Annotated in this window: 32 protein-coding genes, 1 tRNA gene and 1 pseudogene; 32 read left to right on the top strand and 2 right to left on the bottom strand. The window is 48.5% G+C overall.

Features of this window, described 5'->3' with window-relative positions; genetic code table 11:
* Positions 1-18: 18 nt before the first annotated feature.
* Both OXN25_24500 and OXN25_24505 read right to left on the bottom strand, forming a co-directional pair.
* The gene (locus OXN25_24500; GenBank protein MDE0428029.1) at positions 19-642 is read right to left on the bottom strand and encodes a hypothetical protein; all 624 of its coding nucleotides are present in this window, start codon (positions 640-642) and stop codon (positions 19-21) included.
* 8 nt (positions 643-650) lie between these two features.
* A complete protein-coding gene (locus tag OXN25_24505) occupies positions 651-1,784 on the bottom strand; it encodes a hypothetical protein (GenBank protein ID MDE0428030.1) in 1,134 nt (377 codons plus the stop codon).
* A 130-nt stretch (positions 1,785-1,914) separates the two neighbouring features.
* On the opposite strand from OXN25_24505, the gene OXN25_24510 reads away from it, so the two are divergent.
* The 32 genes and pseudogenes from OXN25_24510 to rplO all read left to right on the top strand — a co-directional run bounded on the left by OXN25_24510 (position 1,915) and on the right by rplO (position 22,856).
* Positions 1,915-1,988 (top strand) — tRNA-Arg (locus tag OXN25_24510).
* Between the two features lie 215 nt (positions 1,989-2,203).
* Positions 2,204-3,088 carry an SMP-30/gluconolactonase/LRE family protein gene (locus OXN25_24515; protein ID MDE0428031.1) on the top strand — a complete coding sequence of 295 codons (885 nt, stop codon included), beginning with the start codon at positions 2,204-2,206 and terminating at the stop codon, positions 3,086-3,088.
* Positions 3,088-3,525 (top strand): dUTP diphosphatase, encoded by a 438-nt coding sequence (dut, locus tag OXN25_24520; GenBank protein ID MDE0428032.1) that lies wholly within the window; start codon positions 3,088-3,090, stop codon positions 3,523-3,525. The genes OXN25_24515 and dut overlap by 1 nt, the downstream gene beginning before the upstream one ends.
* A 2-nt stretch (positions 3,526-3,527) precedes the next feature.
* A complete protein-coding gene (locus OXN25_24525; protein ID MDE0428033.1) occupies positions 3,528-4,325 on the top strand; it encodes a thymidylate synthase in 798 nt (265 codons plus the stop codon).
* Between the two features lie 193 nt (positions 4,326-4,518).
* Positions 4,519-5,325: a hypothetical protein gene (locus OXN25_24530; protein MDE0428034.1), complete on the top strand. Its 807-nt coding sequence runs from the start codon at positions 4,519-4,521 to the stop codon at positions 5,323-5,325.
* Between the two features lie 27 nt (positions 5,326-5,352).
* Positions 5,353-5,850: a hypothetical protein gene (locus OXN25_24535; protein ID MDE0428035.1), complete on the top strand. Its 498-nt coding sequence runs from the start codon at positions 5,353-5,355 to the stop codon at positions 5,848-5,850.
* Positions 5,851-6,339 (top strand): dihydrofolate reductase, encoded by a 489-nt coding sequence (locus tag OXN25_24540; protein MDE0428036.1) that lies wholly within the window; start codon positions 5,851-5,853, stop codon positions 6,337-6,339.
* Positions 6,340-6,400: 61 nt separating this feature from the next.
* Positions 6,401-7,663, top strand: coding sequence for an amidohydrolase family protein (locus OXN25_24545; GenBank protein MDE0428037.1), 1,263 nt, complete (start codon positions 6,401-6,403; stop codon positions 7,661-7,663).
* A 246-nt stretch (positions 7,664-7,909) separates the two neighbouring features.
* Complete coding sequence (rpsL, locus tag OXN25_24550) at positions 7,910-8,281, top strand: 30S ribosomal protein S12 (GenBank protein MDE0428038.1); 372 nt, start codon at positions 7,910-7,912, stop codon at positions 8,279-8,281.
* 18 nt (positions 8,282-8,299) lie between these two features.
* Positions 8,300-8,770, top strand: coding sequence for a 30S ribosomal protein S7 (gene rpsG / locus OXN25_24555; GenBank protein MDE0428039.1), 471 nt, complete (start codon positions 8,300-8,302; stop codon positions 8,768-8,770).
* Positions 8,771-8,831: 61 nt separating this feature from the next.
* The gene (gene fusA, locus OXN25_24560; protein ID MDE0428040.1) at positions 8,832-10,949 is read left to right on the top strand and encodes an elongation factor G; all 2,118 of its coding nucleotides are present in this window, start codon (positions 8,832-8,834) and stop codon (positions 10,947-10,949) included.
* A 221-nt stretch (positions 10,950-11,170) separates the two neighbouring features.
* Entirely contained in the window at positions 11,171-12,379 is a 1,209-nt protein-coding gene (gene tuf, locus OXN25_24565; protein MDE0428041.1) for an elongation factor Tu, read from the top strand.
* 100 nt (positions 12,380-12,479) lie between these two features.
* Entirely contained in the window at positions 12,480-12,791 is a 312-nt protein-coding gene (gene rpsJ, locus OXN25_24570; GenBank protein ID MDE0428042.1) for a 30S ribosomal protein S10, read from the top strand.
* A 212-nt stretch (positions 12,792-13,003) separates the two neighbouring features.
* On the top strand, positions 13,004-13,645 hold the full coding sequence (gene rplC, locus OXN25_24575; protein ID MDE0428043.1) for a 50S ribosomal protein L3: 642 nt from the start codon (positions 13,004-13,006) through the stop codon (positions 13,643-13,645).
* 48 nt (positions 13,646-13,693) lie between these two features.
* Positions 13,694-14,341: a 50S ribosomal protein L4 gene (gene rplD, locus OXN25_24580; protein MDE0428044.1), complete on the top strand. Its 648-nt coding sequence runs from the start codon at positions 13,694-13,696 to the stop codon at positions 14,339-14,341.
* Positions 14,342-14,346: 5 nt separating this feature from the next.
* A complete protein-coding gene (rplW, locus tag OXN25_24585) occupies positions 14,347-14,646 on the top strand; it encodes a 50S ribosomal protein L23 (GenBank protein ID MDE0428045.1) in 300 nt (99 codons plus the stop codon).
* Positions 14,647-14,669: 23 nt separating this feature from the next.
* Positions 14,670-15,485 (top strand): 50S ribosomal protein L2, encoded by an 816-nt coding sequence (rplB, locus tag OXN25_24590; protein MDE0428046.1) that lies wholly within the window; start codon positions 14,670-14,672, stop codon positions 15,483-15,485.
* A 63-nt stretch (positions 15,486-15,548) separates the two neighbouring features.
* Positions 15,549-15,818: a 30S ribosomal protein S19 gene (gene rpsS, locus OXN25_24595; GenBank protein MDE0428047.1), complete on the top strand. Its 270-nt coding sequence runs from the start codon at positions 15,549-15,551 to the stop codon at positions 15,816-15,818.
* Positions 15,819-15,942: 124 nt separating this feature from the next.
* The gene (rplV, locus tag OXN25_24600; GenBank protein MDE0428048.1) at positions 15,943-16,296 is read left to right on the top strand and encodes a 50S ribosomal protein L22; all 354 of its coding nucleotides are present in this window, start codon (positions 15,943-15,945) and stop codon (positions 16,294-16,296) included.
* A gap of 81 nt (positions 16,297-16,377) precedes the next feature.
* A pseudogene (rpsC, locus tag OXN25_24605) lies at positions 16,378-16,998 on the top strand (30S ribosomal protein S3).
* Positions 16,999-17,219: 221 nt separating this feature from the next.
* Complete coding sequence (gene rplP, locus OXN25_24610) at positions 17,220-17,633, top strand: 50S ribosomal protein L16 (GenBank protein ID MDE0428049.1); 414 nt, start codon at positions 17,220-17,222, stop codon at positions 17,631-17,633.
* 84 nt (positions 17,634-17,717) lie between these two features.
* Positions 17,718-17,906, top strand: a complete 189-nt coding sequence (gene rpmC, locus OXN25_24615) for a 50S ribosomal protein L29 (GenBank protein ID MDE0428050.1) — start codon at positions 17,718-17,720, stop codon at positions 17,904-17,906.
* A gap of 173 nt (positions 17,907-18,079) precedes the next feature.
* Positions 18,080-18,355 carry a 30S ribosomal protein S17 gene (gene rpsQ / locus OXN25_24620; protein ID MDE0428051.1) on the top strand — a complete coding sequence of 92 codons (276 nt, stop codon included), beginning with the start codon at positions 18,080-18,082 and terminating at the stop codon, positions 18,353-18,355.
* Between the two features lie 150 nt (positions 18,356-18,505).
* On the top strand, positions 18,506-18,874 hold the full coding sequence (gene rplN, locus OXN25_24625) for a 50S ribosomal protein L14 (protein MDE0428052.1): 369 nt from the start codon (positions 18,506-18,508) through the stop codon (positions 18,872-18,874).
* Positions 18,875-18,884: 10 nt separating this feature from the next.
* Entirely contained in the window at positions 18,885-19,118 is a 234-nt protein-coding gene (locus OXN25_24630) for a 50S ribosomal protein L24 (GenBank protein ID MDE0428053.1), read from the top strand.
* Positions 19,119-19,204: 86 nt separating this feature from the next.
* Positions 19,205-19,741: a 50S ribosomal protein L5 gene (rplE, locus tag OXN25_24635; GenBank protein MDE0428054.1), complete on the top strand. Its 537-nt coding sequence runs from the start codon at positions 19,205-19,207 to the stop codon at positions 19,739-19,741.
* Between the two features lie 129 nt (positions 19,742-19,870).
* On the top strand, positions 19,871-20,056 hold the full coding sequence (locus tag OXN25_24640; protein ID MDE0428055.1) for a type Z 30S ribosomal protein S14: 186 nt from the start codon (positions 19,871-19,873) through the stop codon (positions 20,054-20,056).
* Positions 20,057-20,229: 173 nt separating this feature from the next.
* Entirely contained in the window at positions 20,230-20,631 is a 402-nt protein-coding gene (gene rpsH / locus OXN25_24645) for a 30S ribosomal protein S8 (GenBank protein MDE0428056.1), read from the top strand.
* A 36-nt stretch (positions 20,632-20,667) separates the two neighbouring features.
* Positions 20,668-21,234, top strand: a complete 567-nt coding sequence (gene rplF, locus OXN25_24650) for a 50S ribosomal protein L6 (GenBank protein MDE0428057.1) — start codon at positions 20,668-20,670, stop codon at positions 21,232-21,234.
* Positions 21,235-21,340: 106 nt separating this feature from the next.
* A complete protein-coding gene (gene rplR, locus OXN25_24655) occupies positions 21,341-21,685 on the top strand; it encodes a 50S ribosomal protein L18 (GenBank protein ID MDE0428058.1) in 345 nt (114 codons plus the stop codon).
* A gap of 93 nt (positions 21,686-21,778) precedes the next feature.
* Positions 21,779-22,291 (top strand): 30S ribosomal protein S5, encoded by a 513-nt coding sequence (gene rpsE / locus OXN25_24660; GenBank protein MDE0428059.1) that lies wholly within the window; start codon positions 21,779-21,781, stop codon positions 22,289-22,291.
* Between the two features lie 88 nt (positions 22,292-22,379).
* Positions 22,380-22,856: a 50S ribosomal protein L15 gene (gene rplO / locus OXN25_24665; protein ID MDE0428060.1), complete on the top strand. Its 477-nt coding sequence runs from the start codon at positions 22,380-22,382 to the stop codon at positions 22,854-22,856.
* Positions 22,857-22,879: the final 23 nt, after the last annotated feature.

Raw genomic sequence — 22,879 nt, forward strand, 5'->3', positions numbered from 1 at the left:
TGAACTTGGTTCACAGCTTCAAATATTGGACGGTTTTGGTTCATACGCCGGATAGATTTCTATATCCGCGCGACTAATCATCGTACCGACATAGAAGGTTAGCCAGTCTCCGCAGCGTTCAATAGACATGAATTCATCTTCACCAGCGATGTATTCGTGGAGTTCGACCTCAAATTTCGCTTCCCCTTCAGCATCGGTAACCGTGAGGGTTGCCGGTACAACGTCCTGCCGACTGTATTCCACAGCGATATCGGCTTGCTCGTTATCCGGGTCTGGAAAATAAAGGGTCATCTCGTCTGGCAAGGGATCGCCGAGTTCAGATTCACCATCGACAATCCACCGAGAAATCTCGTAATCTTCCTTCGTTCCTGCCACGTGGTCAACACCGACCACAACCTCTTCCTCAGAATCCCGGATATGATACATATAACGACGAAGTGCCTCGCCTTCATACTTCTTTCGGGTGACAAGTTTGAAGGCGTGGGAAGTATCTCCCGTCTCCTCGTAGGTGATGATGTCGGAGAGTTCAATCATGCTATCAATCGGAATGTCGACGAGTTCATGCCGTTCCGGCTTTTTTGCGTCAGCGTCTCTCCGCTTGCCGAACAGTGATTTTCCGCCTTTTCTACCAAATAGTGCCATCCGACCACCTAAAAATAGCCTTTGTTGTACATCACCAACATGATAACGCCAACAACGATGATACCTCCGAAGATAAGGAGGAACCATGTTGCGCCTGAAGTTTGCTTTTCGATAACAACGGTGCGCGTTTCTGGCGGTGCGCGTGTTGAGGGGGTCGTAGAAGCGGATGCAGTGACTGTCGGTCTGTCTTCAGCAGCTGCGAGGAGTTCTGCTTTGAGTGCCTCCTCGTCTGGAAGTTCGTCGACAGTGAAAACTTCTGCGTTTTCCCCGTAAAATTTATCAGGGTTTTCTTCTACATAACTCGCAGTGTAATTTTCGTCGGCGTTCGTGCCAGGGTCTACATAATTTGCGTTAGGTTCAATGCCCTGACTCTCGTAGTAATCCCGATAGTATTCGTATTCCCTCTGTTTTTCGGCACTCCAATGTGACCGGTCGTAATCTCGATGGTGATAGTGCCAAAGGTAACTATGGCGAATGGCGTGATTGTAATAGTCGTGGAAATAGATACCGAATAAGAGATTGTTAAACGCCATAGATGCAGCAAGACTGTACGTTGAGTATCCCATCATCGGATAGTAGCCACCAAAGTTGTTGACAGTGATAACTTGTCGCTGCTGCCGACGGGCGCGGGCAGTTTGACGATTCGCGACCCGGTTTTGGCGTTTCAAACTCCGATTTTCCGCCTTCAGTTGCCGTACCTGCTTCCGATTTTGTGCTGTCGCTTGCCGTTGTTGACTGCGTGTTGCACTCCGTGTCGCGGTCGTGCTTCGATTTGACGTGCTACTCGGTGTAACCCGAGCGCGGTTGGTAGCGGTTTGCCGCTGTCGTGCTGTGGTACTTGCACGTGTGCTCGTGCTTCTCGATGTACTACTTCTGCTGTAGCTGCTCCCTGTACTACGTGCTGTACGAGATGTTGAGGTGCGTGGACTTGTGGAACTTCTACTTGTAGAAGACCGACTGTAAGATCTGGTAGAGGAGCGGCTCGGTGTATAACTCCGCCGACTGGTGCTGCGGCTGAAACTCCGGCTGCGACTGAAACTCCGGCCCCCACCGCGGCGGCTCTCTACAATATCTGGCGCAAAGCTAAACAGAAAGACAACCAGAACAGCAAGGACTGAGAGTTTTTTAAATTTATGTGGCACCCTGATCTTCCTCCTTGGATTTTTCGCGAAAAAACTTGACAAAAGCTGCTGAATTTGTTAAAATACTTCTAAAGATGTATGCGAGTTGGATTGATTTCGTTTACGGAATCCGCCTCGCTTTTAAACTTATGTGCCTGTAGCTCAGTTGGATAGAGCGTTAGCCTCCGGAGCTAAAGGTCGGGCGTTCGAGTCGCCCCAGGCACGTTTAAGGCTTCAAATATCCCTATGTTATTAGGATACCATACGGTCAGGAAAAAGTCAAGCGAAATTACATAGGACTTACGCACTAAAAGATTGATAGATGCAGTTCTTAACTGCCCCTATCCCAAGGATAAGCATCTTTGCTGTCCCAAGATATGTGTCTCAGCTCAATTTTGCGTAAGTCCTGTTTTTTTACCGAATACCAAAAAAGGAAAGATATGGCACTTGACGTACGCAACGAACGGCTTTTAGAGTTGGTTGGTGCCGAGGCGGTTATTGAACAACTGGCGACGGGATGCCAATTCACTGAAGGACCTCTCTGGCACGTTACAGAGCGGTTTTTGCTTTTTAGCGATATTCCCGCAAATAAGATGCGCCGGTGGGACTCAGATTCGGGAATGACTGTTTTCCGTGACCCATCTGGAAAATCGAACGGCTTGACTTATGATAAAGGCGGACATCTCATTGCTTGTGAACACGCGAACCGAAGGGTCTCGCGGACGACAGCGGATGGAGAGGTTATCACAATCGCCTCTCATTATGAAGGGAAACGGTTGAATAGCCCTAATGATGTCGTCGTGAAGTCTGATGGTAGCATCTATTTCACGGATCCCCCTTACGGGTTGAGCGCATCGTACGGCGTCGAGTCGGAAAAAGAACTCGATTTTCAAGGGGTCTATCGTCTATCACCCAACGGGGACACATTGACGCTTCTCGTTGACGACTTTGACAGACCCAACGGTCTCTGTTTTTCACCTGATGAATCTATCCTTTATATCAACGACACCGAACGCATGCATATCCGCGCGTTTGATGTGCAACCCGACGGTACAATTGCGAACGGTCGCGTCTTCGGTGAAGAAGAAGGGGACACCGGCAAACCTGACGGAATGAAGGTCGATACGCACGGAAATGTCTACCTAACCGGTCCCAATGGGATTTGGGTTTTCGCACCAGACGGAATGCATCTCGGAATCATCCTCGTCCCTGAACGCGCAGCGAACTTGGCTTGGGGCGGTGACGACTGGACAAGCCTCTTCATCACAGCGAGCACCTCCCTTTATCGCGTGGAATGCAAGGTAGCAGGAGTCGCGGTACCATAATGTCGATGAAAATTAATATTAAACGCATAGACAAAACCCTCCCGTTGCCGAAATATGAGACAGCAGGTTCCGTTGGATTCGATTTAATCTGCCGAGAATCAGCAGAAGTGCCACCAAAATCCATCGTCCTCATCCCTGCGAATGTTATTGTTGAAACACCTCCAGGTTATATGCTAATGGTCTGCGCGCGAAGCAGCACACCCCGCAAATTCGGCTTAATGGTCCCACAAGGTGTAGGCATTGTCGATAACGATTATTGTGGTGAAGAAGATGAGTTACAAATTCAGATTTACAATTTCACGGATGCTGTGGTGAATGTTGAAAGAGGCAGTCGGATTGCACAAGCGATTTTTGTGCGTGTGGAGACGGCGGAATGGAACGAGGTTGAACAGATGCACTCACCCTCTCGTGGAGGATTTGGTAGTACAGGTCAATAGATATGGAACAGTATATAAATGGGCTTCGGCAGATATTAGATACCGGTGTTGACCGACCGGGTAGAAACGGCGTAACCCGAGCACTCTTCGGCATGCAAATGCGATACAATCTCGAAGAGGGATTTCCCGCCGTAACGACGAAAAAACTGGCGTTCGGTGCCGTGAAAGCGGAACTCTTAGGTTTTCTACGCGCGTATTCGCATGTCGATCAATTTCAGAAACTCGGTGTTCAGGTCTGGAACGCCAATGCTGAGGCTTGGGGACGCAACGGTTCCCTCGGACGCATATACGGGGTTCAATGGCGAGAATGGCAAACAGAAGATGGGGCAATCGACCAATTAGCCAGCGTCATTGAACAACTCCGAACGAATCCACACAGTCGTAAACACGTCGTTACAGCATGGAATCCTGGGGAATTAGATCAGATGGCGTTGGAACCCTGCCACATGTTTTTCCAATTCTTTGTGGCGGATGGCAAGTTATCCCTGCAGATGTATCAGCGGAGCTGCGATATGTTCCTCGGAGTCCCCTTTAATATTGCCTCGTATGCGCTCTTGCTGCACATGGTCGCACAGGTGACTGGGTTAAGGCCCGGCGAATTTGTTCATACCTTGGGGGACGCACACATCTACCATGAGCACTTTGAAGCCGTCAAGACCCAATTGAAACGAGAACCTTATCCACTTCCGCGGCTTGTATTGGACCCAAAAGTCTCATCAATTGATGCCTTCAAGATGCAACACATTCAGTTAGGAAATTATCAGCACCATGATGCTATTCGCGCACCAATGATTGTTTAGAATCTGTGAGAATGTCCGAGTCAACGCAGAAGAATGTTGTAGTAAACTTACGGTTACCTATACAACTATCCGTTAACAGAAGTGTGTTCGTAGTAGGGCAATTCATTGCCCGTTGTGCTCGAAAGTGCTATGGTATTTTTCTACTTCACTGTAAGAGCGTGTTGTGGGATGTGATACTGACTGGGAGGCGAACATGAAACGGCAGATAGTTTTGATAATCGGCATTGCACTGCTCCTCGCAAGTTGTGGGAAATCTAACGAAAACGAATATGCAATTTCGCGTTTAGCGGACATGATAACAGTTTATTGGGTGCTGCCAGCGCATTCAGAAATTGCCAATTTTGAGTTCACGGACAACGTCTTGGAATTGGAAATTGATATGGGGGATATAGCCGAGAAAAATGGACACCGTATTCTCAAAAAGAAGGAACTCCGTATTCCGATCGGCGCGTGGCAAGAGTCGACATCTTCCGCAATTGCAGAAAACCATGAATTGCTTGAACTCAAAGGAATGAGCAGACTGGATGCACTCGCAATCTTTCATATCGCAGTCCACCCGATGATGGAATCTACTTCAGAGATGCCCTTTAAGACGCATATCATGTGGAAGTGGATTGATGGGGAATGGAGAAAATCACCCCAGATAGTTCCGTTTAGATGCGTCTATATGTCATCTCGACCATATAAGTATTTTCGCAATTTGGGAGACAAACCGAGGCGGTTCACACGGGCAGAAACTTTTCGATCTGGTGACAGAATTACGGCGTATTGGCACAGCCCCGGCAAACCTACAAAGTGGTCCAATCTTGCGCACGCAGAAAGGGGATATATAGGCGGTGGGATATCAGAAAAAGGACTGAGACTCCCCGATAATTGGATCCAACGCCTGTTCATCGCAGATGTAAAACCTCATGAAAATATAACGTGCATAGGGGTCGGGACGACACCCGAGATCTTCATTGCATATTTCCGAGTTTCTTCCAATGCTGCTGACGATTGATTTCACCACGAAATACTTGAGGTGACCATGGCGCAAGAACCACGAATTAACATTGACAGTCCAGAACAGAATGGGAACCATCTGGAGCTTGAGGGATTAACGCCGCCTGAGGAAGCCTCCCTGCTCATTCAACTCGCCTTTGAGGAATTTGAAGAGATTATAATGAGCTATCCGCATCACGCCGCTTACTGCTTCGCGGCGATCACCCGGCTCGCGGGTACAAATGAGAATCTCTCAACCTTCGCGCGTCGACTTGGAATGTGGCTCTGGGTGGAAGTACTCGCCTTTCAGGTTGAAGAACCTTTAAACCTCAAGGAGCTTGCCGAACATCTTGAAACCGATGTGGAAACTGTACTAATCGGAATGGATGAACTCGTGGAGATAAGAGAATTTGATATTGAATGGAAACGCAAACGGGAAATTAAACTCATCCCTCGTATGTCGAAAGAGACAGTGACCCTGTTTGCTGAGCACGTTATCAGTGGGATAGAAGCCGGACAACGTGAAGTGGAAACGGAATCCTAAATGTTAATTTCAATGATTGCAGCGATGGACAAAAATCGACTGATCGGCAATGGGCCCAATATTCCGTGGCAAATGCCAGTTGATCGACGACATTTTCGCGACATGACGGTCGGAAAGCCGGTTGTTATGGGACGTAAAACTTTTGAAACCCTTAAACGACCTTTGGGCAAACGGCACAATATCATCCTCACGCGGAACACGACTTATAAAGCCCCTAAAGGTTGTAACGTCGCACATTCAGTAAGGGACGTTCTTGAACTTTGTAAAGAAGCGGAAGAACTCATGATCTGTGGCGGAGCACCTATCTATGAAGCCTTTTTGCCGCACGCCAATCGACTCTATCTTACACAGATTCATGCCACATTTGAAGGGGATGTCTATTTCCCGGAGTTTGACAGCACTGCGTGGGAAGAAGTGAAACGCATTGACGGCGGACCCGATGAGCGAAATCCTTATCCTTACAGTTTTCTGTTTTTAGAACGAAAGTAGGGATAGGAATGCAGCAGACTCGCTGGCGAGGTTTCCTAACCTCGCCTAAGGACACGTGCGAATGGAAACACTAACGATTGTAAACGGTGACATTTATACCCCAGCGCATTACGGACAGGGAAGTATTGTTATTCAAGGTGACACAATTTCAACCATAACAACGGACGCGCTTCAGCCAACAGGCGAGACGCTTGATGCTTCTGGTTGTTTTGTCATTCCCGGATTAATTGACGGATTGGTACACGGCGGCGGTGGCTGTGATAGTATGACTGGCGAGGTCGAAGATGTTGCCACGATTGCCCGTGCGCATGCCCGTAATGGTGTTACCTCGTTGGTGTTAGGTATATCTTCGGGGAGTATGGCGCAGATTAACGGTGCCTTAACGGCTATCGCGCACGTCGCTGACGAGCCAGTGGTGGACGGTTCGCAGATCTTAGGTTCGTACGTTGAAGGAAAGTTTGGAAGCCTCGCGAAAAATGGAGCGCAGAACGCAAAATACATTACGCCACCGAACTTTGAAGAATTCCACGCAATGTGGGCAGCTTCTGATGGCACCTTGAAAGTCATCTCCATAGCACCTGAAAACGATGAAAATCTACAATTTATCAAACATCTCGCAGCCTACGGGTCAGATGCCTATAATGACATCATCATCGCTATGGGGCACACAAATGCGACATACCAACAGGCGATGGCGGCGATTGATGCTGGTGTGACGCGCGCCACACACACCTATAACGGCATGAGTGGTATGCACCATCGGGCACCCGGGGCAATTGAAGCAGTCCTCTCTCACCCAGATATTCATGCTGAACTCATCGTTGACGAACACCATGTCCATCCGTTCTGGGGCAGCCATTTGATTCGGCAGAAAGGAATTCACGCTGTCGGGTTAATTACAGATTGCACCGAGCTTGCGGGTGTGCCTTCTGAAGACTGGCAGGCATCGGCAACATACATTCCTGAGATTGATGCGTATCGTCTCAGCGATGATATGATTTCTGAAAAGGATACTGCCTTTGAAGCCGGTAGCACCGAGAAATACGTCCGTAACGACGCTATGTGGCTTGATGTTGGTAAACCGACGGAGCGGCTTGCGGGTGCGACGATTACGCTTATGGATGGGGTTCGCAATGTTATTAACTGGGGTTATTCTCTCGAAGAAGCATTAACGATGGCAACATTGACACCCGCACAGAATTTAGGGGTCGCGCAGTCGGTCGGCGCAATCGAGACTGGGAAGACAGCGGACGTTATTATTGTTGATGAAGATTTGAGCGTTCAAAACGTTATTCTACGTGGAAAATTGCTAAAAACGAAGTAATTTGCAGAATTTCTTATATTTTTTCACTTTTTTTGAAAAAAATTTGACAAATCGTTATTCACATTGTATAATATTTATCTTGGGAACCCTAATTCACTACTTTTTATAGAAACGGGGGCAATTATCGGAAACATTCTAACGTCGTGTCTGACATTCCACGTTAATGTGTTCTACTGAAATTGTGATGCCCCGCGTGGGGTTTTTTTAATTCAGAAGCCCTTAGATATGGCGTGGCGGAGGTGCAAAATGCCAACAATTAATCAGTTAATCAAAAAGCCGCGTAAGCGGTATCGGAAGAAAACGAAGTCGCCAGTGCTACAGCAGTGTCCTCAGCGTCGCGGTATCTGTTTACAGGTCAAAACCGTAACACCCAACAAACCGAATTCGGCTTTGCGTAAAGTCGCTCGTGTACGGTTTACTTCTGGTTATGAAGCGACCTGTTACATTCCGGGGATCGACCACAATCTGCAGGAACACTCAGTTGTTTTAGTCCGCGGTGGACGCGTTAAAGACCTGTCTAATGTACGCTATCACATCGTTCGTGGCAAGTTGGATACCGCCGGTGTTGACAACCGCCGCCAAGGGCGTTCAAAGTACGGCGCACGCAAACCGGGTTAAACAACGGAGGAATACCTGATGCCGAGACGTGGAAACATTACCAAGCGCGACGTTAACCCTGACGCAACCTACAATAGCAAATTGGTCTCGAAGTTTATTAATAGTCTCATGCTCGATGGAAAGAAGAGCACTGCGCAATCCATTTTATACGAGAGTTTTCAGATCATCGAATCGCGGACAAATGAAGACGGTTTTACGGTTTTTAAGCAAGCGATTAACAACGTCAAACCTGTGTTAGAAATTCGACCGAGACGGGTCGGTAGCCAAACATACCAAGTCCCGGTTGATGTAAAGGCGGAACGGAAACAACGACTGGCTTTCAGCTGGATTATCCAATCGGCGCGTTCTCGCGGTGAAAGACGGATGGCTGAACGTCTCGCAGGCGAAATCATGGAGGCTTCGCGGAACGAAGGCGGGGCAATCCGTAGAAAAATGGATCAGCATCGGATGGCTGATGCAAACCGGGCTTTTGCACATTATCGATGGTAAAAACGTAAGCGCGGTCCTAAGGACCGCAACTTACTAAAAAATCAAAAGGAGTCACGCAACCGTGGCGAACAAAAAACAGGATACCTCCCATCGCTTAGAATTGCCCCACATGCGAAATATTGGTATCATGGCGCATATTGATGCCGGTAAAACTACCGTGACCGAGCGAATTTTGTATTATACCGGTAGAGTTTATCGGATCGGTGATGTGGACGATGGCACCACCACTATGGATTGGATGGTGCAAGAGCAGGAGCGCGGTATTACAATCACTGCTGCCGCGACAACCTGCCAATGGAAAAAACACCATATTAATATTATTGATACACCGGGGCATATTGATTTCACTGTCGAAGTTGAACGTTCTCTCCGCGTCCTTGATGGCGCGGTTGCCGTTTTCTGTGCGGTTGGTGGCGTTGAACCCCAATCTGAGACCGTCTGGCGACAGGCTGATAAATACGATATACCGCGCATCGCTTTCGTGAATAAAATGGATCGAACGGGCGCGGATTTCTTTCGTACCGTCGAAATGATGGAAGAACGCCTCGGTGCGAACGCCATCCCTGTGCAACTACCAATCGGTTCGGCTGAACAGTTTACGGGTATCGTTGACCTCATCTCAATGAAAGGGCAGATCTGGAACATGTCTGCTGCCTCTGGACGCGATGGCACTCTCATCCAAGAAACCGATATTCCCGAAGAGATGGAAGAGATGGCATTGGAATATCGCGAGCGGATGTTGGAGTCTATCGCTGATTCTGATGAAGAACTCCTTCTTAAGTACTTGGATGGTGCTGAGATCTCACCAGAGGAAATTAAAGCAGGACTCCGTAATGGGGTCGTCACGGGCAAAATTGTCCCGATCCTTTGCGGAACGGCTTTGAAGAACAAGGGAGTCCAACCCCTCTTGGACGCTATCGTTTCTTACCTGCCAGCACCGACGGATGTGCCACCTGTAATGGGCTTTCATCCGAAGACTGAGGAAGAAGAAGTACGAGAAGCCAATGAGAACGCGCCTTTCTGTGCGCTGGTATTCAAAATTACAACAGATCCGCACGTCGGTAAACTCACTTATCTCCGTGTCTATTCTGGTGTTCTCCACAAAGGTGATACCCTTTACAACAGTAAGACTGGTAAACATGAGCGGATTGGACGTTTGATGCAGATGCATGCCAACAAACGTGAGGAACATGATGCCGTTTATGCCGGTGACATCGCAGCAGCAATCGGATTAAAAGACCTTTCAACGGGTGATACGCTCTGTGATCCGAAGGCGCATATTACTTTGGAAACGATGGTATTCCCACTTCCCGTCATGGCTGTTGCTGTTGAACCCCGCACACAATCTGATATTGATAAGTTGAACCTCGCGCTCTCGAAACTTGCCGAAGAGGATCCAACTTTTAAAGTCCATCAAGACCCGGAAACAGGACAGACTTTGCTCTCTGGAATGGGTGAACTTCACCTCGAAATCATCGTTGATAGGCTTGTACGCGAATTTAATGTCTCGGCGAATGTCGGGAATCCAGAAGTCGCCTATCGGGAAACAATTCTTGACTCGGTGAGATCTGTCGGACGTTTTGTGCGCCAATCTGGGGGTAGAGGGCAATTCGGGCACGTCGTCATTGAAGTAGAACCTCTTGAAAAAGGCACCGGTTTTGAGTTCATAGATGACACGAAGGGCGGCGTTATTCCGCAAGAGTACATTCCAGCGGTACAAAAAGGAATTGAGAATGCCATGAACACAGGTGTTCTGGCGGGCTATCCGGTGGTGGATGTATCGGTGAAACTCGTTGATGGATCGCATCACGCCGTTGATTCCTCGGAAATGGCTTTCTCCATAGCCGGATCTATGGCATTCAAAGATGCAATGAAACGGGCCACACCGACACTTCTTGAGCCTATTATGGATGTTGAGGTGATCGTCCCTGACGAGTATCTCGGCAAGGTGATAGGCGATCTAAACTCCCGGCGCGCACAAATACGTCAAACGGAAGTGCAAGGAAAATCTCGTATTCAGGTCATTCGTTCTGATGTGCCGCTCTCAGAGATGTTTGGATACGTCAAGGTCCTTAGGTCGCTCACCCAAGGTAGAGCGAACTACTCTATGGAATTTTCTCATTATAACGAAGTCCCTACCAGTGTAATGGAGGACTTAATTTCAGCAGCGAAACGTTAAGTATTTAGGATGTGCCCGAACTGTAGGAGTGTTATCTCTTCCTATAAGCGGGCACAGTGTTTGAGTAAATGAAACGGTTTGCCATACGCTAAGACGTTTGGCTACCTTATAGAAATGGGGGACGCGGTTTTAAGATATAAAGTGTATGTATCTATTGACAGTACTTGAAACGGTGTCTACAATACCCAAAACAACACAATTTTATTGGAGCTCGGACAAAAATGGCTAAGGAAACGTTTGAAAGGACTAAGCCACACGTCAATATTGGAACAATTGGCCACGTTGACCACGGTAAGACAACGCTTACGGCGGCGATTACTATGGTGCTCTCGAACCTTGCCAACGAAGATTACGTCATGGAATATGACGAGATCGACAAGGCACCGGAAGAAAAAGAGCGTGGTATTACGATTAATACAGCCCACGTGGAGTATGAAACTGAGAATCGGCATTATGCCCACGTTGATTGCCCAGGACACGCCGACTATATCAAGAACATGATTACAGGCGCAGCACAGATGGACGGGGCTATTCTCGTTGTGTCTGCTGCTGATGGTCCTATGCCGCAAACCCGTGAGCACGTCCTACTCGCTCGACAGGTGAACGTGCCGTCCCTCGTTGTCTACCTTAACAAGGCAGACATGGTTGATGACGAAGAGCTTCTCGAACTCGTTGAACTCGAAGTCCGTGAATTGCTAAGCGACTATGAATTCCCCGGTGATGATATTCCGGTCGTTATCGGATCTGCCCTTCAAGCCTATGAAGAAATGGACGGTGGCGGCGATCCGAATAGCGAAGCATGTGCATCCATCTTGGAACTCATGGAAGCCGTTGATGACTACATTCCAGAACCTGTCCGCGACACTGAAAAAACCTTCTTGATGCCGATTGAGGACATCTTTACCATTAGTGGACGCGGTACGGTCGTTACGGGACGGGTTGAGCGTGGTATCATTAAAACAGGCGATTCCGTTGAAATCGTGGGGCTCCGCGAAACACAAACCACCGTTGTCACTGGTGTTGAAATGTTCCGTAAACTCCTTGACGAGGGACGTGCGGGTGATAATATTGGTGCCTTGATACGGGGTGTTGACCGCGATGAAGTTGAGCGCGGGCAAGTCTTGGCAATTCCAGGCACTGTTCAACCACACACCAAGTTTGAAGCCGAAGCTTACATTCTGACAAAAGATGAAGGTGGACGCCACAATCCCTTCTTTAGCGGATACCGCCCGCAGTTCTATTTCCGGACAACTGACGTGACTGGAGAGATGAACTTGCCTGAAGGCATTGAAATGATTATGCCCGGCGACAACGCCCAGATTACCGTTGAACTGTCTAAACCTATCGCGATGGAGGAGCAACTCCGATTCGCTATTCGAGAAGGTGGACAGACTATCGGTGCCGGTGTTGTCTCCAGAATTCTTGAGTAATAGAGCAGGCGGAACAACCAGTTCCGCCCTTTTAAGGCATCAACAGAGGGTTTCGTTCCTACAAAAAGCGTTCCCTGTTTGATGAAGGCGATACGGAAAGATGGACAATCAAAAGATTCGGATCCGGCTCAGGGCATTTGACTATCGGTTGTTGGATCTGTGGTCAAAGCAAATAGCAGATACTGCAAAACGGACGGGCGCAGCTGTTTCTGGTCCAATTCCATTGCCGACGAAAAAGCATCTCTATACCGTTCAGCGTTCGACTTTTAAAGATAAGAAATCGCGCGAACAGTTTGAGATGCGGATTCATAAACGGCTTTTGGATATCTCAGAAACAACCCCTAAAACCGTTGATGATTTAATGCGGTTGGACCTGCCTGCAGGTGTTGATGTCAAAATTACGCTTCTCTAACTATTAGCTCTGGTCACCGCTCCACTACGTTGCGCGGTGGTGTGCGTCGAATTCTGACGCGACTGAGGATATGTATGATTCTTAATCTGCTATCTATCAGCATCCAGAGGAAGCTGGACCTAACCACAAACCCCGGTTCATACCCCGGTGAAGCCCATACGGGCTTCATACCGTTGATTCTGGTTTGTGAAACGTAGTGGATTCTTAGAAAAATGATTAATGGAATTATAGGCCGCAAGGTCGGCATGACGCAAGTCTTTGAGGAATCAGGCAAAGCGATACCTGTTACCGTTATTCAAGCGGGTCCCTGTCCGATTGTCCAACTGAAAACGCAAGAAAAAGACGGCTATCAGGCAGTTCAGTTAGGTTTCGGTGAACAGAAAGAGAGTCGTACGAATAGTCCGAAGCGCGGACACTTCGCGAAAGCTGGCGTAGACCCAGCATTCGTACTTCGTGAATTTCGGGTTCAGAGTCTTGAGGATGTGTCCGTAGGGAATGTCGTTGATGCAAGCCTCTTTTCAGCTGGTGAGTTTGTTGACGTAACAGGCACCTCAAAAGGACGTGGTTTCACAGGTGTGGTTAAACGCTGGGGATTCGCTGGTGGTAAGAAGAGCCACGGGGGTGAACAAGACCTTCGCCGACCGGGTTCTATCGGGGCAAGTGCGACACCCTCTCGCGTTTTTAAAGGGAAGCGCATGGCTGGACGTCATGGTGCTAAACGACATACTGTCCAAAATCTACCTGTGATTCAAGCCGATGCCGACCGCAACCTATTGGTTGTAAAAGGAGCTGTACCGGGACCACCCAACGGACTTCTCCTAATTAAAAAGGCATCTAAAGCACGCAATGCATAGTCGGCAATGACGGCTCAACGGTTGCCGAGAGGAAGCAAACACACAAAGATGTCAACTTTAGACGTACACAACAGTTCCGGCGATGTCCTTCGCGAAAAGGAATTGGCTGATGTGTTCACCGATGCTGAGGTGAACGGTCCAGTCATTCACCAGTGTGTTGTTGCCTATCTTGCTAATCAGCGGCAAGGCAGCGCATCAACAAAGACTCGGAGCGACGTGAGGGGGAGTGGAAGAAAACTCTATCGCCAAAAGGGAACCGGTAGAGCCCGTGTCGGGCATGCTAAATCCCCGATTCGAGTCCACGGTGGTGTAGCGTTTGGACCGAAGCCTCGCAGCTACCGGCAGTATACGCCCAAACGCGTCCGGCGGCTTGGACTTCATAGCGCGCTCGCTGATAGGTTCCAAAATCAGCAGTGTATCCTCGTTGAAGACTTCGCGCTTGAGCGTCCACGCACTAAAGACATGGTTAGCATGTTGAAATCTGTGAACGCCGAAGGCAAAGTGTTGCTCATACTTGATGAACCTAATCAGAATATCCATCTATCTGTGCGGAACATCCCTAAAGTGAATGTCTGTACATGGGATACGCTCAATGTTTACCAAGTTATGTGGCATGACACATTGATAATCACCGAGAATGCTGTCGAAAAATTGGAATCCAAGTTCGTTAATACCGGTTCTGAGGCAGAAGGATAAGACTGATGAAGGATGTATATCAGGTTATATTACAACCGCTGATTACAGAGAAGAGCACGATTCTTCGCGACGCTAATAAGTATGTTTTCGTTGTGGATCGAAACGCAACGAAGCCTCAGATTCGTCGAGCTGCAGAAGAATTGTTTGATATTCATGGGGATATTCTCAAAGTTCGCACAATGCGCGTTCGTGGTAAACCGAAAGGTAAAATGTTGCGGTACCAGCGTGGACGTAGACCACATTGGAAAAAAGCCATTATTACCCTCAGAGAAGGCGCGACGATCCAAGCTTTTGAGTCTATATAGGATAAGCAGATAAGGAACTCACAGTGCCTAAAACATATACACCTGTAACCCCAAGTCGCCGGTTTATGACCGGTTATACCTTTGAAGAGCTTACCCGGAGTAAACCGGAGAAGTCTCTCGTCAAAGGCAGTAAAAAGATGGCTGGGCGGAACGCCAACGGGCGCCTAACGGTGAGGCGTCGCGGGGGCGGACACAAACGCCGATATCGGGTTATTGATTTCAAACGCGACAAGTTTGGTGTACCTGCCAAAGTCGCCGCAATTGAATATGATCCGAACCGCTCTGCACACATAGCCCTCCTCCATTATCGGGATGGAGAGAAACGATATATTCTCGCGCCAGTGGGTATACAGGTCGGCGATATACTCACCTCAGGCGCGGATGCGGAAATTCGGGTTGGAAACGCCTTACCGCTTGAAAGAATCCCGCTCGGTTCTTCAATCCATAATATAGAGATGCGCCCCGGTAAAGGTGGGCAATTGGTGCGAAGTGCCGGTGCTGCCGCCTCTTTGGTTGACAGGGAGGGAAAGTACGCACGTATTCAGTTGCCTTCTGGTGAAATTCGACTCGTTCCGGTGAATGCTATGGCGACGCTTGGGCAAGTCGGGAACGTTAGCCAGATTGTTATCGGCAAAGCTGGACGTTCGAGATGGCTTGGGAAACGTCCGAAAGTTAGAGGCGTAGCGATGAACCCTATCGATCATCCGCATGGTGGTGGTGAAGGAAAAAGTTCGGGTGGTAGACATCCGGTCACCCCGTGGGGTTTTCCCACTAAGGGGTATAAGACGCGGAACCCGAAGAAGAAATCAGGACGCTACATTTTCGGGAAACGAAAATAGTCGTTTTCATTGGGGATTTCATGCCTGATGGGCATAGTGTCTACAAGGTAGAGGAGAAACACAATGGCGCGTTCTCTCAAAAAGGGACCTTACATAGACCCGAAACTTGTGAAGAAGATAAACGCTATGGAGCGTTCTGGTAGCAAACGGGTCATTCGCACATGGTCTCGCCGCTCAATGGTAACCCCTGAGTTGGTAGGGCATACCTTGGCGATTTACAATGGGAAGAAATTTTTTCCAGTGTATATTACAGAGAATATGGTAGGACATAAACTCGGTGAATTCTCGCCAACACGGACCTTCCGGTCTCACTCAGGTGGCGGTGTTAGATAGTTTGATAATAGCCTTCATCGTGGATAGCAGATGTTCACATATCCCTATTTCGTTCAGAAATGGGGTTGCAAGTTCTGTTGAGGAAGCGATGAAATTAGAAAATTGCTTTTATTAGGAGACACTGATGGAAGCCAGATCCAGGATTCGGAACGCGTCGGTTGCACCTCGGAAAGCACGCTTAGTAGCCGATCTCGTCCGTAATCAGTATGTTGAGGATGCATTAAGTCAATTGCGCTTTACACATAAAGCCGCATCCCCGATAATTTACAAGTTGATTCAATCAGCAGCTGCCAACGCGCAGTATCAAGACCCGAGTGTTGATATCGCGGAATTATACATCAAGGAAATTCGGGTTGACGAGGGGATTACGCGGAAGTGGATTCGGCCCCGGGCGCGAGGTATGGCGAATAGGATTCTAAAGCGCAGCAGCCATATCACCGTCGTCGTTGATGAGGAGAGTACTGAGAATGGTGAGTAACGATGTGTACCTTTACACAGCATCACCCCAGACAGCTCAGCCTCCACGTCGCGAATGGGAAAGATCCGACAGGAGGTTTGTGTGGGACAGAAAACTCACCCGCGTGGATTACGCTTAGGAATCATTGAAACGTGGGATTCAAAATGGTACAGCGAACGGGATTACGCAAAGTGGCTCCATGAAGATTTTCAGATTCAGGAGTTCGTCAAAGAGCAACTTGCGCGCGCTGGGATTTCACGCGTTGAAGTCGAACGGGTAGCAGACCGTTGTAGTATTAATATCCATACGGCGCGCCCTGGAATTGTCATCGGCCGCCGTGGAGCAGAAGCTGAGAAATTACAAGCATTACTCGAAAAGCACGTTGGATGTCCAGTCCGGATTAATGTCTCGGAGATTAAAACTCCCGAATTGGATGCACAACTTGTATCGGAAGCTGTCGCGACCCAAATCGAACGTCGCGCCAGTTTTAAACAGGTGATGCGACGGAATATCACAAGTTCAATTCAAGCTGGGGCATTGGGCGTTAAAATTATGGTGAGTGGTAGACTTGATGGCAAGGAGATCGCCCGATCTGAGTCCAGTCTTGAGGGACGGGTACCCCTTCATACGCTTAGAGCTGATGTTGACTACGGATTTACCGAAGCGAATACAACATACGGTAAAATAGGCGTCAAAACGTGGATTTTCAAGGGCGAAATTATTGGTGTCCCTGATAAATTAAAAGGCGATCCCTCTGCACGCCGCCAACCCGGCCGTCGTGAAGATACAGGTTCACAGCGTCCAGATCGTCGCCAAGGGGACAGACGTTCCGGACAATCTGGAGAACAAGGCAGAGGAAGGGGCCGACGCCGACAGCGTCGGGGGCGTGGCAATTCCCAAAGCCGTTCATAACGCTACTGACACATTTTAAGGAGGCATTTGAGGTGTTAATGCCCAAACGCGTGATGCATCGAAATGTGCATCGCGGAAAACGCCGTGGAAAACCGGTCCGAGGTTCAAAAATTAACTTCGGCGAATACGGATTACAAGCAATGGAAGCTGGCTGGATTACAAGCAACCAGATCGAGTCTGCTCGTATTGCGATTACACGCTACGTACGCCGTGGTGGTAAACTTTGGATCAAAATTTTTCCGCATAAGCCGGTTAGTAAAAAGCCTGCTGAAACGCGCATGGGGAGTGGAAAAAAAGGTCCCCCTGAATTTTGGGTCGCTGTCGTTAAACCCGGCAGAGTCCTTTATGAATTAAGCGGCGTTTCGCTTGAGGATGCAAAAGGGGCGTTTGAACGAGCCGCCCACAAATTACCAGTCAAGACTAAGTTTGTTGCACGGAATGAGTAATTTCGTCTGCGATTCCGGTTGGAGAAAATACCCCTGGCGAGCACGGCGCGGTAACTTTGACAACACGTAAGGAGAATCAGAAAAATGAAAGCGGATGAACTACGCGGTAAGACAACTGAAGAATTGGAAGGTGAATTGCAGTCTCTAAAAGAGACTTTATTTAACCAGAGGTTCCGAAGTATCTTAGGACAACAAGAGGACACGACACGTATCGGCAAGATTCGCAAGGATATCGCTCGTGTGAAAACTGTGCTGCAAGGACGTTCACAATAGAGAGTCATTGGTTATCAGGCATCGGCTGTCGGTTAAGTGGTTTCATGTAACAATTTACCACGCCTTAGAGTATTCCAAGTCCGCGCAGGTTGTTACAAAAACGATTTTTAACTAATAACTGACAACCGACAACTATTAACACCAATAGGTCTTGGTAGGTTTGGAGGATAAAGTTGAACGAGGAAAGGCGAAGACATCGCAAATTTCGGACAGGCCTTGTTACGAGTAACAGTATGGACAAAACTGTTTCAGTCTCGCTTGTGCGGCGATATCAACACCCCCTTTACAAGAAGGTCGTCCGGAAAACGAAGAAGATTCTGGCTCACGATGAACAGAATAGTTGTAATGTCGGTGACGTGGTACAGGTTGTCGAAACCCGTCCACTGAGCCGTCATAAACGGTGGCGGGTCCAAACGATAGTGAGCTCGGTGCAACCCGCAGACGATTAAGTACCGATATAACAGATGTCCGTCGTTTCTGCCGCGTACATGGAACAGATGACGCGCCAGCAACGAGTGGTACTTGAGAAGGAAGGGTTTCATCCCGACTCTGACGTTTCCGAAACACACATTTTTGAAACGCTGGAGGAGGATACAAAGATGGTTCAATCATATACTCGATTAACCTGTGCCGACAATACTGGCGCGAGGAAATTAATGTGCATTAGTGTGTTAGGTGGAACTCGTCGTCGTTATGCGCGCGTGGGTGATGTGATTGTTGCAAGCATCAAGGAGGCAGTGCCTAATACATCCGTGAAGGCTGGCGAAGTTGTTCGCGCGGTTGTTGTCCGTACTGCCAAGGAATATCGGCGTGCAGATGGTTCCTATATCAAATTCGACCAGAATGCGGCGGTGCTTATTGACCCGCAGAACCAACCGCGCGGCACGCGTATCTTCGGACCCGTCGCGCGCGAGCTCAGAGAGAAGGCGTTCACCCGAATCGTCTCGCTCGCGCCTGAGGTTATTTAGGAGGACAATTGTGGCACGTCGAAAACTGCATATCAAGAAAGATGATACGGTCTTAGTTCTCAGTGGGCAGGATCGCGGGAAACAAGGGGTCGTTTTGGAGGTGTTTCCACAGAAACAACGCGCAATCGTTGAAGGTATTCATATTGTTACGCGCCACCTCCGACCGAATCAGATGGGACAAGGTGGGATCGTCGAACGCGAAGGCACTATTCATATTTCCAATCTCAAAAAGGTTGACGCCTAAGGTACAGACTTTCCACGCACGCTGAACAAGACACGCTTTGAGCGCGTCTCGCAGGGAATATATAATTTCTATAGGATACAAGGCTCATGAGCCCATTCAAAGAATTTTATCAAACGGAAATCATGCCTGCATTGCTAAAGCATTTTAGTTACGAAAATGTGATGCAGATTCCGAAACTGGACAAAATCACACTCAATATTGGGGTCGGTGAGGCGATTCAGAATCCGAACGCATTAGAAGATGCAGTCGAAGAATTGTCACTCATCGCAGGACAACGCGCTATTATCACTCACGCTAAAAAGTCTGTTTCTGCTTTTAAAGTCAGAGAAGGCATGGCGATCGGGTGTAAAGTTACCCTGAGACGCGAACGTATGTATGAGTTCTACAACCGTCTTGTGAACGTTGTTCTCCCCCAAATTCGAGACTTTCGCGGTGTATCTCCCGACGCTTTTGACGGGCGAGGTAATTATTCCATTGGACTCACGGAACAGTTAATCTTCCCGGAGATTGATTATGACCGGGTTAACGATATCCGCGGCATGAATATAACTGTTGTTACAACTGCACCAACCGACGAAGAAGGACGCGAGTTGTTAAGATTGTTGGGAATGCCATTCCGATAATAGTCCTCGGTTCGCAGACTTCGTCTCCTTTCGGTTACCAGTTAAGACAACATGGACGCTTAACCGATAACTGAAAGGTTTGCGAAGCAAACCGAACTGACAACTGATACCAGTAAAGGAGCATCAAGGTTGGCAAGTAAATCATGGATTGCTAAGCAAGCAAGAACCCCGCGGTTCCGGACCCGACAATACAGCCGCTGTAAGAGTTGTGGCAGGTCGCGTGGGTATCTTCGCAAATTTGAATTGTGTCGTATCTGTTTTCGCCTCTTCGCCCGCGCCGGTAAAATTCCCGGTGTCCGAAAGGCGAGTTGGTAGAAAATAGGAGTTAGCCGTCAGCAGATCGTATGCTGGATAACAACGTTTTGCTGCCACACGGGGAATGCCCTAAAGTATTCATACCGTTGATTTGGGTTACTGGCGACTGAGAACGCAGCGGAACGCTCTGACAGCTGACAGCCATTCTAAGAATGAAATAAGGAGAATCTTTCATGTCGATGACCGATCCGATTGCAGATATGTTGACTCGTATCCGCAATGCCAATATGGCAGGACATGAACGCGTTGAAATCCCCTCTTCAAAAGTTAAACTTGAGATTGCACGCATCTTATCAGAAGAAGGTTTCATCCGGAACTATCGCTTACTTGAAGATGGAAAACAGGGGATTTTAAGAATCTATTTGAAATACGGAAGCACGAGAAAAGAGAAGGTCATCACGAATCTCAGACGGATCAGCAAACCAGGCAGACGCGTTTACGCGAAGTCCGACAGCCTACCCCGTGTTTACGGCGGGCTCGGTGTCGCTATTTTGTCGACATCCAGTGGACTAAAAACCACGCCTGAATGCCGAAGAGAAAAAATCGGAGGCGAAGTCCTCTGCTACGTCTGGTAAGATTTTTGATCGTCTCAGTGAACTGGGAGAGATAGCATGTCACGTATTGGACTTAAACCGATTCCATTGCCGGAGAAGGTACAGGTCGCTTTGGACGAAAACAACGTCCAAGTGGAGGGACCTAAAGGCAGCCTCGATTGGCAACTACCTGAAGGAATTGATGTGGCTCTTGACGAAAACGTCCTGACCGTCCAAAGAAAAAGTGAACTTAAACACTACAAAGCCTTACATGGACTGGCACGAAGTCTTATCGCTAACATGGTTACCGGTGTTTCAGAGGGTTTTGAGAAGAAGCTGCGTGTTGTGGGAACAGGGTACCGGGCTGAAGTCAATCGTGAGAACAATTTAGTTCTTGACGTTGGCTATTCGCACGCTGTTACCTACGCACCACCTGACGGAATAACGTTAAGTGTTGAACCCTCCGAGAATATTGATGGACAAGCGCATACACCTATCGTCGTCACGGGTATTGACAAACAACTCGTTGGTCAGGTCGCAGCTTCGATCCGTCAAATAAGGAAACCTGATACCTATAAGCCTTGTAAAGGTATCCGTTATGAGGGTGAGCGCGTCCGAGATAAAGAAGGAAAGGCTGCTGTTTAATACTGTTGAGCCTTGCGCGCTGTAGGACAGAATCTTAGAGTCTTATGAAATACGAGCGCGCCTATTGTGATAAGGAGATCCCTTGACACTTATAAAAAAGAAACGGATGAGCCATTTGCGGCGCCGGAAACGGGTCCGCCAAAAAATTAGCGGTACCGGCGATAGACCGAGACTCTCTGTTTTCAGAAGCTTAAAACATATCTATGCGCAACTCATTGATGATGAGCTTGGTGTAACGCTTGCTGAAGCCTCTACTTTGTCCCCTGAATTGAAGGAAACCGTCACAAATGGCAGTAATGTTGAAGCAGCACAGCGGGTTGGTGCGCTTATTGCGCAGAAAGCCAAGCAACAGGAGATTGAGGTCGCTATCTTTGACCGGGGCGGGCATCTCTATCACGGACGCATAAGAGCTCTCGCGGAAGCCGCGAGGGAAGAGGGACTGAAGTTCTAACTGCCCCGCAACCCCGATTCTGACACCGCACGGACTGCAGGTTTTATCTCTGCACCTACGGTGAACAGAACCGACATCGGATAGGAGTTTTTTTTGCTCAAAGAGAAGATCAATCCCGATGAATTTGAATTCGAGGAACACATGATTGCGATCAACCGTGTTATGCGGGTTGGTAAGGGGCGGCGTACGCCAAGTTTCAACTCCCTTACGGTTGTGGGTAATCGCGATGGTATCGTTGGTATCGGCTTTGGCAGCGCGAGCGAAGTACCGGGCGCGCTTCGGAAAAGTTTCGCGGATGCCCGAAAAAATCTGGTTCGGGTGCCGATTGTCAACGGAACGCTCCCTCATGAGATTATCAGCGAATTCAAATCCGCCAAAGTTTTGCTAAAACCGGCGAGTCCTGGAACTGGTATTATTGCGGGACCCGCGACGCGTGCTATCTTAGAATACGCAGGGGTCCGAGATGCCCTGACGAAATGCCTCTCTTCTCGGAATATGAAAAATATCGCTGAAGCCACTATGTTAGGGTTGAAGCAACTCAAGGATATTAATGAAGTGGCGCGGTTACGGGACCTGTCGGTCGAAGAACTACTCAAAAAACGCTAATTGGTGGTTAATTGTTAAGGGGTTGCTAATTACCTTTTGCTAATTGCCAATTACGAATTGCTATCTATAACGAACGGAGTAAACCCTAATGAAACTCAACGAATTGAAGCCTGCTCCTGGTGCTACCCGCTCCAGAAAACGGGTGGGTAGAGGTAACGCTTCGGGACATGGGGGTACCTGCGGACGCGGCCACAAAGGGCAAAAGTCCCGATCCGGCGGTTCAATTCCAGCATGGTTTGAAGGCGGACAGATGCCGCTTGTACGACGGCTCCCTAAGCGAGGTCCTCGACGGACCGGACATAAACGATTTGAATATGATATTATTAACGTTCAAACGCTCAACCTTTTTGAGGATGATACCGTTGTTAGTCCACAATCGCTTCGCGAAGCTGGTCTCATTAAACGGAAAAATGCGCTGATAAAAATACTCGGCGACGGTGAACTCGAAAAACAGTTGAAAGTCCAAGCCCATCGCTTCTCAAAAGCCGCAATTGAAAAGATTGAATCCAAAGGCGGTACAGCCGAGGTTCTCGGGCTGCATGCAAACACCAGTGACGCTGCTTAGCAGTTTGCATGTAAGGAGGAAGA

The organism is Candidatus Poribacteria bacterium (assembly GCA_028820845.1).
Classification (GTDB): Bacteria; Poribacteria; WGA-4E; order WGA-4E; family WGA-3G; genus WGA-3G.